This window comes from Lysobacter antibioticus (genome assembly GCF_001442535.1).
Taxonomy (GTDB): Bacteria; Pseudomonadota; Gammaproteobacteria; order Xanthomonadales; family Xanthomonadaceae; genus Lysobacter; species Lysobacter antibioticus.
This window is the reverse complement of record NZ_CP013141.1, coordinates 2,694,624-2,708,908: the sequence shown is the minus strand read 5'-3', so window position 1 is coordinate 2,708,908 and position 14,285 is coordinate 2,694,624. Positions and strand designations below refer to the sequence as shown.

15 protein-coding genes and 2 tRNA genes are annotated in these 14,285 nt (G+C 67.8%); 7 read left to right on the top strand and 10 right to left on the bottom strand.

What is annotated here, in order from left to right:
• Positions 1-69: 69 nt before the first annotated feature.
• Positions 70-1,491 (bottom strand): aminotransferase-like domain-containing protein, encoded by a 1,422-nt coding sequence (locus GLA29479_RS10920; protein ID WP_057971578.1) that lies wholly within the window; start codon positions 1,489-1,491, stop codon positions 70-72.
• 156 nt (positions 1,492-1,647) lie between these two features.
• On the opposite strand from GLA29479_RS10920, the gene GLA29479_RS10915 reads away from it, so the two are divergent.
• Entirely contained in the window at positions 1,648-2,553 is a 906-nt protein-coding gene (locus GLA29479_RS10915) for a DMT family transporter (RefSeq protein WP_057971577.1), read from the top strand.
• A 137-nt stretch (positions 2,554-2,690) separates the two neighbouring features.
• On the opposite strand, the gene GLA29479_RS10910 is transcribed toward GLA29479_RS10915, so the two are convergent.
• Complete coding sequence (locus tag GLA29479_RS10910; RefSeq protein WP_057971576.1) at positions 2,691-2,972, bottom strand: hypothetical protein; 282 nt, start codon at positions 2,970-2,972, stop codon at positions 2,691-2,693.
• A 293-nt stretch (positions 2,973-3,265) separates the two neighbouring features.
• Entirely contained in the window at positions 3,266-4,489 is a 1,224-nt protein-coding gene (locus tag GLA29479_RS10905) for an RtcB family protein (protein WP_057971575.1), read from the bottom strand.
• 247 nt (positions 4,490-4,736) lie between these two features.
• Here GLA29479_RS10905 and GLA29479_RS10895 point away from each other — a divergent pair, with 247 nt between their 5' ends.
• A complete protein-coding gene (locus tag GLA29479_RS10895; protein WP_144436455.1) occupies positions 4,737-5,525 on the top strand; it encodes a hypothetical protein in 789 nt (262 codons plus the stop codon).
• On the opposite strand, the gene GLA29479_RS10890 is transcribed toward GLA29479_RS10895, so the two are convergent.
• The 5 genes from GLA29479_RS10890 to GLA29479_RS10870 all read right to left on the bottom strand — a co-directional run bounded on the left by GLA29479_RS10890 (position 5,509) and on the right by GLA29479_RS10870 (position 8,912).
• A complete protein-coding gene (locus tag GLA29479_RS10890; protein ID WP_057971572.1) occupies positions 5,509-6,639 on the bottom strand; it encodes a slipin family protein in 1,131 nt (376 codons plus the stop codon). The two genes, GLA29479_RS10895 and GLA29479_RS10890, sit on opposite strands and share 17 nt — an antisense overlap.
• A gap of 369 nt (positions 6,640-7,008) precedes the next feature.
• Positions 7,009-7,079, bottom strand: a tRNA-OTHER gene (locus GLA29479_RS10885).
• Positions 7,080-7,083: 4 nt separating this feature from the next.
• A tRNA-OTHER gene (locus tag GLA29479_RS10880) sits at positions 7,084-7,154 on the bottom strand.
• 814 nt (positions 7,155-7,968) lie between these two features.
• Positions 7,969-8,535, bottom strand: coding sequence for a cysteine hydrolase family protein (locus GLA29479_RS10875; protein WP_057971571.1), 567 nt, complete (start codon positions 8,533-8,535; stop codon positions 7,969-7,971).
• A complete protein-coding gene (locus GLA29479_RS10870) occupies positions 8,532-8,912 on the bottom strand; it encodes an antibiotic biosynthesis monooxygenase family protein (protein WP_057971570.1) in 381 nt (126 codons plus the stop codon). Before GLA29479_RS10870 ends, GLA29479_RS10875 begins: the two co-directional genes overlap by 4 nt.
• 131 nt (positions 8,913-9,043) lie before the next feature.
• Here GLA29479_RS10870 and GLA29479_RS10865 point away from each other — a divergent pair, with 131 nt between their 5' ends.
• A complete protein-coding gene (locus tag GLA29479_RS10865) occupies positions 9,044-9,478 on the top strand; it encodes an Lrp/AsnC family transcriptional regulator (protein WP_057920217.1) in 435 nt (144 codons plus the stop codon).
• Between the two features lie 104 nt (positions 9,479-9,582).
• On the opposite strand, the gene GLA29479_RS10860 is transcribed toward GLA29479_RS10865, so the two are convergent.
• On the bottom strand, positions 9,583-10,602 hold the full coding sequence (locus GLA29479_RS10860; RefSeq protein ID WP_082638535.1) for a polysaccharide deacetylase family protein: 1,020 nt from the start codon (positions 10,600-10,602) through the stop codon (positions 9,583-9,585).
• A 97-nt stretch (positions 10,603-10,699) separates the two neighbouring features.
• Entirely contained in the window at positions 10,700-11,026 is a 327-nt protein-coding gene (locus GLA29479_RS10855) for a DUF6249 domain-containing protein (protein WP_057919234.1), read from the bottom strand.
• A 236-nt stretch (positions 11,027-11,262) separates the two neighbouring features.
• Here GLA29479_RS10855 and GLA29479_RS10850 point away from each other — a divergent pair, with 236 nt between their 5' ends.
• From GLA29479_RS10850 to GLA29479_RS10835, 4 genes are all read left to right on the top strand, one after another.
• Positions 11,263-11,844 carry an RNA polymerase sigma factor gene (locus tag GLA29479_RS10850; RefSeq protein WP_057919233.1) on the top strand — a complete coding sequence of 194 codons (582 nt, stop codon included), beginning with the start codon at positions 11,263-11,265 and terminating at the stop codon, positions 11,842-11,844.
• Positions 11,841-12,332: a hypothetical protein gene (locus tag GLA29479_RS10845; RefSeq protein WP_057971569.1), complete on the top strand. Its 492-nt coding sequence runs from the start codon at positions 11,841-11,843 to the stop codon at positions 12,330-12,332. The genes GLA29479_RS10850 and GLA29479_RS10845 overlap by 4 nt, the downstream gene beginning before the upstream one ends.
• A 439-nt stretch (positions 12,333-12,771) precedes the next feature.
• Positions 12,772-13,329: an RNA polymerase sigma factor gene (locus GLA29479_RS10840; RefSeq protein ID WP_057919231.1), complete on the top strand. Its 558-nt coding sequence runs from the start codon at positions 12,772-12,774 to the stop codon at positions 13,327-13,329.
• Between the two features lie 190 nt (positions 13,330-13,519).
• On the top strand, positions 13,520-13,756 hold the full coding sequence (locus tag GLA29479_RS10835) for a RebB family R body protein (RefSeq protein ID WP_031371088.1): 237 nt from the start codon (positions 13,520-13,522) through the stop codon (positions 13,754-13,756).
• Positions 13,757-14,285 lie beyond the last annotated feature (529 nt).

Below are 14,285 nucleotides of genomic sequence, written 5' to 3'. Positions count from 1 at the left end.
CCGGAAGCAACGCAAGCAAGGGTAGGAGCGGCGCGAGCCGCGACCATGCACCGACCACGCCACTGCGCATCAACCCTGCAACCCCTTCGCCAACTCACCGACCGTGCGCAGCGCGGTCTCGATCTTGCGGTCCCAGGGTTGCCCGCAACTCAAGCGCATGTGGTGGCTGTAGTCGCCGCGGTTCGAGAACAGATGCCCGGGCAAGGTGCCGATGCCGCGCTCCAGCGCGGCCTCGAACAAGGCTTGGCCGTCGATGTCGTCGGGCAATTCGATCCACAGGGTCATGCCGCCGGCCGGTTCGGCCACGCAGGTGCCGTCGGGCCAGTGATCGAGCAAGGCCTGCCGATATGCCTGGGCGTTGTCGGCGAGGGCGCGGCGCAGGCGGCGCAGGCCGCGTTCGACGTCGTGGCGGGCGAAGTGCTCGATCAGCGCCATCTGCGGCAAGGTCGCGGTGGCGACGGTCGAGAAACTCTTGGTGCGCAGCAGTTCGGTCGTGCGGCGCCCGCCGATCATCCAGCCCACGCGCAGCCCGGGTGCGAGCATTTTCGAATACGAGCCGCAGGTCACCACGTGTTCGCCGTCGTCGTAACGGCGCAGCGGCGAGGGGCGTTCGCCGGAGTAGGCCAATTCGCCATAGAGGTCGTCTTCGATGACCACCGTGCCGTGCGCCGCGCAGGCGGCGACGAGCGCACGCTTGTCGGCGTCGCTGGTCAGGCTGCCGAGCGGGTTGTTGAAGTTGGGCACCAGCAGGGCGGCGCGCACGGCATGACGTTCGAGCAGTTCGCCGACCTGGGCGGCGTCGATGCCCAGGCCGGGGCGGTTGGGTACTTCGAGCACGCGCAGGCCTTGCGCGGCGACCGCCTGCAGCAGGCCGTGATAGGTCGGCGTCTCCAGGATCACGATGTCGCCGGGCCGGGTCACCGTGCGCAAGGTCAGGCTGATCGCTTCCATCGCACCGGCGGTGATGACGATTTCGTCGGGGTCGATCTCGATCCCGCACTGGCCGTAGCGTTGGGCGATGCGTTCGCGCAGCTCCGGCAAGCCTTGCGGCACGGTGTAGCCGAGCGCGGTGCCGGGGTCGCGGCGCATCACCCGGGTGATCGAGGCGGCCAGGGCCGCGCTCGGCAGCAACGCCGCGGCCGGCGTCGCCGCGTGCAGCGGTACCAGGTCGCGGCGCGACTGCACGTCGAGCACGCCGAGCAGGGCCGGATTGCGCACCGGCATCGGCGCGCGCGACAGGTGCCGCGCGCGCGGGCTGCGCGGCGCCTGCATCGGCGCCGAGCGCACGTAATAGCCCGAGCGCGGCCGCGCCTCGATCAGGCCTTCGCGTTCGAGTTGCTGATAGGCCTCGACCGCGGTGGCCAGGCTGATGCGCTGGTCGCGGCCGAGCCGGCGCAGCGAAGGCAGGCGTTCGCCGGCGCGCAACACGCCGCGCTGGATCTGCCGGCGCATACGGTCGGCAAGGCGTTCGTAGAGCAGGTCCTGGGACATGCGACGACTCTCTCGGGGCAGGGGCGATTGCCGTGCTCTCGGCCGGCGGAACAGCACGATAGTCCGGATCTGTACTGGTCGAATCCGATCCTAACTGAATCTGTATCGGTCCGCCGCCTCGGCCTAGGCTGTCCTTCCCCCCTTGCCGTCGCCGCCATGAACGCCGTCAGCCCGAGCGAGTCGCGTAGCGCCCTGATCCAGTTGCTGATCGCCGAGCTGTTGATCGGTTCGGTCGGTGTGTTCGTGCACGAGAGCGGCCAGGACGCGATCACCGCGGTGCTGTTCCGCTGCGTCTTCGGCAGCGCGTTCCTGATTGCCTGGGGCGGCGCCCGCGGTCTGTTCCGCGGCCTGCTGGGCGAGCGCGCGCTGATCCGCTCGGCGATCTTCAGCGGCGTGCTGCTGGTATTGAACTGGGTCGCCCTGTTCGCCGGCATGGCGCGTTCGTCGATCGGCGTGGCGACCATGGTCTACCACTTCTTTCCGTTCGTGGTCATGGGCATGGCGGCGATGTTCTACGGCGAGCGCACGCGCAGCGCCGACCTGGGCTGGACCGCGATCGCCTTCGTCGGCGTGCTGTGCTCGGCCGACCCGTTCAAGCTGTGGAACAGCGCCGGCAGCGGCTATCTGATCGGCGTCGGCCTGACCTTCGTGGCGGCGATCCTGTGCGGGGCCTCGTTGTTGCTGTCGCGGCGGATCAGCCGCGAGCGGCCGTTCGCGGTGGTGTTGATCCAATGTCTGGTCGGCATCGTCATGCTGGCGCCGTTCGCCGACTACACGGCGGTGTGGGTGCCGGGCGATCACTGGTTCTGGCTCGCCGGCCTGGGACTGATCCACAGCGGCGTGTGCTACGTGCTGTTCTACACCTCGTATCCGCGCCTGCCGGTGGCGACGATCGCGGTGCTGGCTTTCATCTATCCGGTGATCGCGCTGCTGCTCGACTATCTGGTCTACGGCCACAGCCTGGTGCCGGTGCAGAGCCTCGGCGTGGTGTTGATCGTGATCGGCACGCTCGGGGTGAATCTGAAATGGCAGTGGCGGCGGCCGCAGCCGGTGCGCGCCTGAACGAATCGGCGCTTATCGTTTTCTCGACCCGATCCGCGTACGTAACGCGGCTCAGTGGGTGCATCGCCCACTCGTCCGGCGCAGGGAGGCGCCGGCGGGGAATTTATCGACGCGGCGGCGTGCGGCCCGCGACCGATTCAGTCGGCCAACACCAGGCGCCAGGCGCCTTCGACGTCGCCCTCGACCTGAGTCCACGGCACGCGTTCGCGCCCGCACAAACGCTCCCAGCCGCGGGCCAGGTCGTCGCGGATGTCGGACCAGTGGCGTTCGCCGTGATGCAGGCGTGCGCCGAGGCCATAAGTGATGGCGAGCTCGCGGGTTTCGTGGGATAGCGCCGCCGCGGACGCGGCGGTCGGGGTCGGTTCGCACTCACTGTCGGAGTGGAAGGAGGACAGCCGGTCGGCATTGCGATGCGTCATGAGCTCAGTCCGTTGGCATTCCTCTTGCATTCGCACGATATCGGTTTTCGGCAGGCCGCGGGCCTGGAAAAGTCGCCAGCGCACAAATGAACCGCGAGCGTAGTCGCAAAGGTGCGTAAAGCTTGTTCAGACAACGGCAAAGGCGTTCATGGTTGCCTGAATCGTGTAAATAGAGCTGAACCACGGTTGGGTCGCGCCCTGAATGCGGGGGCGGCGACGCCGAGGCTCGGGGCCCCGCGCTCAGGCAAAAAAAGCCGCCCCGAGGGGCGGCGTCGAAAGCGCAAACCGGTGCTTCAACCCTTGATGCAGACCACCTGGCGCAAGGTGTGGACCACCTCGACCAGGTCGGACTGCGCAGCCATCACCGCCTCGATCGGCTTGTAGGCCGCCGGCGACTCGTCGATGACCGCCGCGTCCTTGCGGCATTCCACGTGGGCCGTGGCCTCGCGGTGATCTTTCAAGGTGATCTGCTTGCGGGCTTCGCTGCGGCTCATGACCCGGCCGGCACCGTGGCTGCAGCTGTGGAAGCTGTCGGCATCGCCCTTGCCGCGCACGATGTAGCTGCGCGCGCCCATGCTGCCCGGGATGATCCCGAGTTCGCCCTCGCGGGCGCTGACCGCGCCCTTGCGGGTCACCCACAGCGATTCGCCGAAGTGCTGCTCTTGCTGCACATAGTTGTGATGGCAGTTGACCGCGGTCTTTTCCAATTGGAACTTCGGCAACTGGATCCGCATCGCGTGCAGGACCCGGTCCATCATCGCCTCGCGGTTGTGGCGAGCGTAGTCCTGCGCCCACGACATCGCTTCGATGTAGTCGTCGAACAAAGGCTCGCCTTCGAGCAGGAAGGCCAGGTCCTTGTCCGGCAGATGAAAGCCGAGCACGCGGCGTTCCAGCTTCAGCCGCGCCAGTTCGATGAAGTAGCTGCCGATCAGGTTGCCGGTGCCGCGCGACCCCGAGTGCAGCATCGCCCACACCGCGCCGGCTTCGTCGAGACAGACCTCGATGAAGTGGTTGCCGCCGCCGAGCGTGCCGATCTGTTTGTCGAGCTTGTCGGTGCGCAGCTTGCGGTGCTTGGCGTGGATGGCGTCGAGCCGCTGCGCCAGTCCGGACTTGGCCAGGCGCGTGGCATGGCTGTCCGGCAAACGCCGGTGCTCGCCGCCGCGGCCGTTGCCGACCGGGACGCAGTGCTCGATCGCCGAGCGCAGTTTGGCCAGGCTGTCGGGCAGATCCTTGGCCCGCAACGTGGTGCGCACCGCGGCCATGCCGCAGCCGATGTCGACGCCGACCGCGGCCGGGATGATCGCGCCGCGCGTGGGCACGACCGAACCGACCGTGGCGCCCTTGCCGAGGTGCACGTCCGGCATCACCGCCACCCAGGGCCCGACATGGGGCAGGGCGGCGATGTTGCGCAACTGCCGCTTGGCGCCTTCGTCGACGGGGACGCCGCGGATCCAGGCCTTGACCGGCACCGCGCCTTCGTCGGCGTGGAGCAGTTCGTAGTTCGATGTAGTCGTCATTCAATGTTCCTTGTGGCGGCCGCCGGGGCGGATGGGTCCGCGGTACTTGCCCATCCGGCGCCAGCGCCGTGGGACGGGGGCGTCGTAGGCGTCCGGCAGGTCGTTGTTTCTGAGTCCGTGTTCGAGCAGTTCGCTGCGTGCGAGTTGCCGCTTGCGCTGTGCATAAACGCCGGCGTCTGTGTAAAGGCGCTCGCGCCGGCTCGCGCCGGCTCGCGCAGTCGCTGGCGGGCTGGCCGATGACCGCATCGTGGGCGAAGGCACGAACCGTGCCGTGCGCAGCGTGACGCGGCTGGCGTTGCCAGGACGCAGGCACGGGCGCCAGCTCGATCGCATACCAGATGCCGTCGATGCGCCGCAGCTGAGCGGACGGCCCGAGTTTGCGCACCTCCGGCTCCAGCCCTTGTTGGCGGTGCTGCACCGCCCGTACATGCGCGCGACGCCGCTCGATCCGCGCACGGAGCGCCGCTTCGTTGCGCATCAGGCAGCCGCTGTCCGGGCACACGTACAGCTCGTGCCAGGACTCGGCCAAGGCCTTGAAGCCGCCGTAACGGCGCATCGCGCACAGTTCGCCGTCGATCCGATGCACCTGCATCGCCACGAAATCCTCGAGGTGTTGGTGGATGTGCTGTTGCACCGTGTTGCGCCGGTCGACCCGCTCGCACAGTTCCGAGTAGACGAAATCCCAGCGCCGACCGAGCTGCCGTTCCAGATAGCGTTGCAGCGGTTTCAGGTTTTCGTTGAGCCACTTGCGGCTGCCGTGGCGGTATTTCATGCCCTCGTGCAGCGGTTCGTCTTCCAGATCGCGAGCCGGCCGCGTGCGAGTCGAGGCCATGCCTCCGCCTCGCGGCCGTTCGACGATCACTTTGTACATATCGTTACGCATCGCGATTCTCTATCCGATAGTCCGTCGTGCCCCGCGGGCACGACGATATGGCCGCTCCCTGGGGAGCGGCGTCCGTTATGGGCTTGCGGCCCCGGCGCTATCGGAATCCGGACGGCGATGCCGCCCGGTCCTGCGTTCAGCCGTGGCCCCTGAGACTGACCAATTGCTTCATGACTCCCTCCAGACCGCCGAACACGGTCAACTTGTCGATCTTCTCGGTGATCTTCTCCAGCGCCTCGAGCTCCTTGAGCCGCATCAGCACCGGGCTGTCTTCGATCAACTTCGCGGTGTTGAGCAGGCTGCGCGTTGCGTTCGCCTCCTCGCGGCGACGGATCACGTTGGCTTGCGCCGTCTTCTCCGCCTGCACCACGCCGTTGAGGATCTCCTTCATCTCGCCCGGCAGGATCACGTCCTTGACGCCCACCCCGAGCACTTCGACGCCGATGCCGGCGACCTGGCCACGCACGTAGGCGAAGATGTCGGCGTCGAGCGAGGCCTTGTCGCCGAGCAACTCGTCCAGCGTCTTCGACGAGACCGCCTTGCGCAGGCCGTACTGCAGCTCGCGATAGACGTGCTCGGCGTGCTTGGCGACGCGGGTGCGCGCGGCGACCGGGTCGGTCACGCGCACGCTGGCCGCCAGGTTCACGCGCAGTGAGACCTTGTCGCGGGTCAGCAACTCCTGGCCCGACACCTCCATCGCCTGCATACGCAGCTCGACCACCTCCACGCTGACGTTCTTGCGGAAATTCCAGAACGCATAGGCGCCCGGCTCGAGACGGCGCACCAACTTGCCGTCGACAAACAACAGCCCGGCCGACTCGGTCGGCACCGCGCCGGCAACGGCGATGCGGTCCAGGTAAGCGAGCTGACGCAAGCGGTTGGCGACGTCCGGCTCGATCGCCAGACCATCGGCGAGGGCGATAGTGCGCACTTCGACCTGCGCCAAGCCCTTCCAATACAACTGGCGGGTGCCCGGTGCGAGGACATCGTCGATCCTGCCGTTGCGCAGCATCAGGCCGATCTCCTGCATGCCCAGGTTGGCGAGCACGAAGTGATCGTGCAGGCGCGCGCCGAGGCCGGCGATCAGCGCGTCGACGTCGCGGCCGTTGTACTGGGCGTCGACGATCGAGTGCAGCGACACTTCGAGTTGGCGCTTCCAGTTGCCGAGTCGGTGGACGCCGGGGCCGAGCACGCGCTCGATCCGGCGATTGCGGTAAACCAGGGCGCGCTCGGCATCGCCGACCACGACCTTCTTCATCCAGAACATGGTGTTCTCCTTGTGGTTCCGGTGGGCCCGATCCGTGGTGGTGGCCGTTGCGACCGAATCGGTCGTCGCAAAGGCGCGGTGATCCGTCGTGCGCAAGCGCCGACGAAAGTAATAGGTAGGAAACGCCCCTGGCGTCGCCATCGCGAAACCCGCGCGCTTTCCGGCGGGAGGCGATGCGGCTCGCGTTCGCGACCTTCCCTGTCGCGAGGCTTACGCCGCACCGTCGCGCGCCACGAGGGCGCGGGTCCGGCGATGGTGCCGCTGCGTCGTTCCGTTGCGCGCCGCGCGAACGCGGCGTTTGGCGAAACGCCGCGCGGGGCGTTTCCTGAGTCGGAACTTTCGTTCCTGGTTAACTGCTTGGAAGGCAGTTAGGGATAGCGGGAGTCGAACCCGCGACCGACAGCATCGAAGCTGTTGCTCTACCCGACTGAGCTATATCCAAAGACCGACGGATCGGATTCGAACCGATGACTCGCGCACTACGTCGCCGCTCTACCAGGCTGAGCTACCGTCGGTTTGAGAAACATCCATCCACGGACGTCGGCATACGCCACGGCAGCGCCGCGCGCACCGGACGGGCTGCGAGCCCGTACCGCTGTCGTCCGTTTCTTCGGATGCTTCGTATTGCCGACTGTCGCCAATCGGCAATGGGTTCGGGCGCAAGCGCCCATGTCTGCGAATCCATGACCGGCCGCCCGTGCCGAAGCATCGGGACACAGCGCTGAAAGCGCCTCGACGGCTCATCCCCTTTCCTCTCGGATGCTTCGGGGCGTATGGACTCGCGTTATTGGTTGGGGTTCCCTTTGCGGACGCTGAAACTGAAACGCCCCCGGTGGTTGACCGAGGGCGTTCGCGTTCCACGGGAGATCGGGGCGACCGATCTCCCGTGGTAAAGGGAGTCAGTCCGGCGTGTGCAGAACGTCGAGGCGACCGCGCTTCGTCGACGCGCGGTCGAACATGCCTTGGCACGAGGGCCGCGGCGCGTTCTGTTTGGCGATGTCGAGAATGAAATGCACGGAAGGAGGTCGGTCGAATGCGTCGCTAGGACGAAGGCCGCGAACAATACGCCCGCAAAAAACCGGATGCAATACCGTTCGTCGCCCCATGAGCGGCGCGGCGCGGCGTGGCGTGGTGCGGCGCGGCGTGGTGATGGGGAAGGGGGATGCATCCGTTCGCAAGCGCGACCAATCCGGTTCGTCGATTCGTTTCGACGCAACAGGTTTGCGCCGGGCGACGAGATGTCTTCGGCCGGGGCTGCCCTCGCCGCAACCTTCCACCGCGCAGCGGGAGAGGGAATCGATAGCTTCGGCGCGGTCGTGCTTTCGCCCGCTACGCGCAAGCGATCCTCGCGATCAGTGCGTCGCTGTCGATCACTTCGGCGAACTCCGCGCGCAAGGTCGTCAGATGCGCGCGGCTGACCGCTTCGGCCGGGATCACGCTGCCGTCGGTGTCGGCGAGGTCGAAGCAGAAGCAGGCGTCGGCGACGACGATGGTGCGATAGCCGAGGTTGCTGGCGACGCGCGCGGTGGTCGATACGCACATGTCGGTGCTGATGCCGAACAGGGCGATGGTGTCGATGCCCAGCCGGCGCAGGCGCAGGTCGAGGTCGGTGCCGATGAAGGCGGCGTTGACCGATTTGCCTATCGCCGTTTCGCCCGGCTGTGGTTCGAAGCCGGGACGGAAGGCGTTGCCGGGATGCGAAGGATGCAGCGTGGAGCCGGCATGGATGGAATCGTGGCGGACGTGGATCAGCGGCCATCCGTGTTCGCGCCACGCCGCGAGCAGGCGCTGGCCGTTGGCTTCCATGGCGGGGTTGTTGCGGCGACCCCAGGGCGGATAGTCGAAGCCCCGTTGCACGTCGATGGGGATCAAGGCGATGCGATTAGGTTCGGTCATGGGAGGCACGGGTCCTGAGGGAGGGTTCGGTCGGCAGACGGGCGCGGGCCGCCGTAGGCGCGTTGGACGATGGCGATGCGCTGCTCGAAGCGCTGGTACCAGCGGCGATGGCCCAGATCGCGGGGGACCGTGTGCTCGGCGTGTTCGCGCCAGGCGCGGATCGCCTGTTCGCTGTCGAAGTAGGCGACGGTGATGCCGAAACCGTCGGCGCCGCGGGTCGACTCGAAGCCGAGGAAGCCCGGCTGGTCGCGCACCAGTTCGGCCATGCGCGTGGCGGTGCGGTCGTAGCCTTCGGCATCCGCTGCGCTGCGTTGCGAGGAGAAGATCACCGCGTAATACGGCGGGGCGGGCAGGTCGGCGAAGCCGGAGGCGGCCATCGGTGCGATTTCGGTCGGGGCGCGGGGCGATGGCGTATCGTGCGCATTCGCTTGCGCCGGTCTCAACCCGGCAAAATGCCGGTCAGGCCGGCGATGCTGCCGGCGACCTCGCCGGATGGGTGGCCCTCGCGATGAAGACGCTCGACGAAACCGACCGCAAGCTGATCGCGCTGCTGCAGGACAACGCGCGCTTGTCGACGGTCGCCCTGGCCAAGGCCGTCGGCCTGTCGCGCAGCACCGTGCAGGAGCGCCTGCAGCGCCTGGAGGCGGGCGGGGTCATCGCCCAGTACACCGTGCGCCTGGGCAGCGGGGGCGATCCGCTGCGCGCCTGGTTGCTGCTGCGCTATGGCGAGGGTTTCAGTTGCGACGACGTGGTACCGCCGCTGGCGCTGCTGCCGCAGGTGCGCCTGATCCACAGCGTCGCCGGCGAGATCGATCTGATGGTGCTGGTGGAAACGCATTCGCCGAGCGAACTGGCGGACCTGCGCGAGCGGGTCGCTGCGCTCAAGGGCGTCGACGACGTCACCACGGTTCCGGTGCTGCGCACGGCCCTGGATCGGTCGTGACTACGGCGAGCACGGCCTTGGAGTAGGAGCGGCGCAAGCCGCGACCGCGTGGTTGCAACGGCCGGCGCAAGGCGCGGTTCAGGCCGCTCCACCACGAGCGGCGCTCATTCCGATTCGACTTCGGCCAGCCGCATCACCCAGGCCGGCGTCTGCGGTTCGCCGGCGAAGAAGCTCGCCGGTTTGTTCTCGCCGATCGCCCAGCGGTGCAGCCAGCTCGGTCCGACCGGGCCGAGATAGGCGTCGCTGCGCTCGAAGGCGGGGTCGCGCATGGCTTCGTCCAGGCCGACGAAACGGTAGCCGCGCTTGCGCATCATCGCGACCAGCTCGCCATAGGTGTCGGCGTTGAGCAGGTTGGCATGGATCAGCCAGATCTGCGGCAGGGCGTAGCCGAGCAGGGCGACCGATTGACGTTCGTAGTAGTCGAGTTTGTCGCCCATGTGCTCGACGTAGTCGCCGCGCAACTTGGCCTTGAGCTTGCGCGCCTCGCGCCTGGAGAGATCGGGCGATTCGCCGACGCGCAGGTAGGCGGTGGCCCAGATCCAGTCGGTGTTGTCGGCGGTGACCGGGGCGATGCGGTAACCGTGTCCGGCGAGGAAGCGCTGCAGATCGGCCTTGTCCTGCGCGCTGCGGCCGGCGCGCAGATAGGGATGACGGAACCAGCGCGGCGGCTCGCGGCCGGTGCGTTCCAACAAGGGCCGCAACTGCCGCTCGCCGAGCAGGATGTCGGCCTGATAGGCCGGCAGACCGACCGCATGCAGGTCGAGGTGGCCATGGCTGTGGTTGCCGAGCTCGGCGCCGGCGTCGAGCCAGTCGCGCAGCATCGCCAGGCGTTCGGGCCGGACCCGGCCGTCGTGTTCGAGCTTGCCCTCGTTGACGAAGCCGATCGCCGGCACGCCGGCGCGCTCGATCGCCGCGACCAGGCGGCGGTGGCCGTCGATCGCCTCGGCGCTCGGCACCGACGGCAACTGCACCCAGGGCAGATCGTCGACGGTCATGACGATGCGGCGGTCGGGAGCATGGCCTTGGTCGGGAACGTCGGCCGCGGCGCCGGCGAGCGACGGCCATGAGGCGACGACGGCGAACAGGCAGACAACGAACAGATGCAGCGATGTGAGCGGACGCATGCGGGGCTCCGGGGCGGAAGCGGCGATCATCGCCGCCTCCGCACCCGCAAGAAACCGTCTTTCGGCCGAACTCGGCGCGAAACCCCTACGACTTTGGTCAATTCAGCTTGCGCGAAATGAAGTAGTAGGCGAGATTGCCCAACCCGCAGGCGCCGAGCAGCACCGCGACCATGCCCGGGCTGGCTTCGCGCCAACCGGTGGCCTCGATGATGCCGAAGGCGAGGGCCAGCAGGACCATGACGATGCCCCAGCGCAAGGCACCGTGGCGGCGACGGATGTCTTCGTCGCGGGCCATCGAGCGCAACAGCTCTTCGGCGCCGCCGGTCGACAGCAATTTATTGCGGAAGCGCGCGTCGACGACGATCTTGATCGCGTAGACGATGCAGATGAACAGGGTGATGGGGATCAGCAGTTCGAATTCCATGTGGGCAGTCTCTTCGGGTTCGGGTCACGAGGTAATGGATACGGGTACCTGGCGATCGGTTGCAGGCCGAGCGGCGGGCCGTCGGGTGGGCGTGCCGGCCGGGGGCCATGCCGGTTACAGGACGGCCGGCGAGGGTGGACGGTCCGGCCGGGTCGCCCGGAAGTTGACCGTTGTCATGTCGCGATGGATATCCTCGTCACTGCAACCGATTGCTCCCTGACCGCATCTTAAGTGCGATGACCGGCCTCCCCATCAACGACGACCGCAGTCTGGTCGCTGCCGTCCTGGCCCAGACGCCGGGTGCCTTCGAGTGCCTGGTGCGGGACTATCAGGGGCTGTGCTGGCACATCATCCAGCGCATGGTGCGGCACCCGGACGACACCCGCGAGCTGTGTCAGGAGGCGTTCTTGCGGGTACACCAGTGCCTGCATCAGTACCGCCACGAGAGTCCCTTGAAGTCGTGGATCGGCCAGGTCGCCTATTCGGTCGCCAAGCGCCATCTCGAACGCAAGCGCATCCCGATCCTGGAGGTCGCCGACGACGAGGACGCGTTATCGCCGCTGGACATGGTCAGCGACGGCTTCGACCTGGAGGCGGCCTGCGCCGACGAGGAGATCGCCGCCGGGTTGCACGCAGAGATCGAAGCCTTGCCGCCGCTGCAACGCACCTTGTTGACCCTGTATCACCTCGAAGAAGTGCCCATCGGCGAAATCGCCACCATGACCGGCCTGGCCGAGGGCACCATCAAGAGCCATCTGTTCCGGACTCGCGCCCGCCTGCGCCAGCGCCTCGAAGCCCGGTTGGGAGAATTCGCATGAACCGCAACGGCATTCCTTCCGATAACGAACCGCGTTTCGACGACGAACGCGTCGCGCGCGAGTGGCGGCTGCAGGAGCGCGCGCTGCAGGAAGAGCGCGCCGGCCTGCCGATGAGCGCCGGCGATCCGCGCCTGGCCCAGTACCGGTTGCTCAGCCGGGCGCTGCGTGCGCCGGTGATGGAGCCGATTCCCTACGGTTTCGCCACGCAGGTCGCGCGCCGGGCCGAGTCCGCGGCGAACGCCGGCGATCGCCTCGAACGCCTGCTGCAAGGCGGTTTGCTGGGCCTGCTGTTGGTGATCGGTGTCGGCATGATGATGGCGACCAGCGCGAACTGGTTGCCGGCGCTGCAGGCGCCGTTGCAGGCCTTGCCGCAAGGCAGCGTGTCCTGGGGGCTGGTCGTGGCGGCATGCTGCGCCCTGACCTGGGGTTGGGACGGGGCTCTGCGCGGTCTGGGCTTGGACGGCGCCGCGCAAGGCCGCGCCGCGTAGGCAAGGCCTGCGGCGAACGCGCATGCACGCCGCCGCGTGGCGGCGTTGCGCGGTCGTCGACGCGGATCTGTGACGCAGTCGCGGCTCCGAGGCGTTCGTCGAACGCGCGACGATCGATTCGCAACTCGCCTGCGGCCCTCCGGGCGGGCGTCGGACATCGTTTGAAACGCCGCGCCGACGTGTCGTGGCGCACGCGCCTTCCGTGACGCTCGCAGCCTTGCCGCCCCACGCGCGCAACGGCATCCGACGCGTATTGCGGACATCGGCGAAGGCGACGAAATCGCAACACGTCCACGAAAACGGAAACGGAAGTCGCGTATCGCGACGGGGTGCGCAGTTCACCGCCCTCAGCAGCAAGCGCGTGTCACCCAAGTAACAGCCATCGCCAGACCCCCTAACCAGACTCGCTCTCAGGTGCTCGACACAGGAGAGGCGAGAGATGGAACGTCCCAAGAATGAGCGCGACGACCTCAAGGTCGCCGACGAAATGTTCGCCAACGCTTGGCGGATGTGTTTGCCCGAGCTGGAGGCGCGCTCGCGCCGCTTCGCCGATGGTCAGCGCGACCAGGCCGAGGAATTGCTGGCCAATACCGCGATCAAGGCCCTGCTGTTCATGCGCCGCGCGCCCCAGACCGTGACCGACCCCTGCGGCTTCCTGTTCGTGGTGCTGCGTCACGTATTTCTCGACAGCGTGCGCCGACGCGGACGCGACCGCGAGGTGTTCGACCGCAACCGCGAGATCGACAGCGAAGCCAGCGGCTTCGCCCACGACGGCCTGTCGGCGCTGCAGAAGCTCGAACTGGACCAGCAACTCGATCGCGTCGTCGCCGCGGTCTCGCGCTTGAGCCGCGAACAGCGCCGCCTGTTCGCCTATCGCTTCATCGACGATCTGCCGTACCCGGTGATCGCACAGAAATTCCAGATCAACCAGCCGCTCGCGCGCAAGCGCGTGGAGCTGCTGCGCAACCGGCTCAAGACCGCGATGGCGCGCGACTGAGCGCGCTCGACCGAGCGGGGCGGAGGCCTCGTCCGCGGGGTCCGCAAGCGCCTCGGTCGAATCTCGTTTCACAACGGTACTGGCCGGGCGTTCCTCCCAATCAGACCCACGACGAATAACGGAATGGACAGCGCGACCCCGGCGCCGGTCATGCCGACCCCTTCAAACCGCATCATTCAAGGACAGGCTCATGGCCGACGAGACCTCCGTCAATTCGCAGATCACCGACGCTGTCACCCAAACCAACGTCAAGGTGGTCGCCGAAGCGCCCGCGCAAGCGATCGCATCCCTCTATCAAGTGTCCAGCCATTCGGCCGGCCTGTCGCTGCAGAACGCCGTACACAGCCAGCAAGTGCTCAACCAGATCTCGAGCGCGGTGGTGTCCAAGGCGGTTGCGTTGATCATGGCGATCGGGGAGAAGCCATGACGCTGGTTGCGTCGGCGCTGGCGCCGGCGAGGCGGGGGCATGAACCCGATCGCGACCCTCGACGCGGGAGCGCCCGGCGATGAAACAACGGCCCGGCAAGAACAAGAACGCGTCGGGCAAGCAATCGGCTCGCAACGCGAGCGCAGCGCCACCGCCAGCACCGTCCGCACCGTCGATCGCAGCGTCCGCGCCGACACCCTCCACCGCGACGGCCAGCCTCACGCCGCCCGTTGCGGTATCCGCTGCCACGCCGCCTATAGCGATACCCGCCGCCATGACCATCAACGCCACCACTCCGCCCGCACCGATCGATCCGCCCGCCGCCGATGCCGCCGCGGCCAGTGCCGGTGCGACGGCTCCGGCACCGGCCGCCACCGCGCCCGTTGCCGCAGCGTCGTCTGCGCCTGCTGTGTCCGCTGCACCGGCCGCGTCAGACCCTGCGAATACGCCGACCGCGACCGCGACCGCGGCACCGGCCGCCGCGACGCCGCCGAGCGACGCGCCGGCGGATCCCGCGACTGCCGCCAAT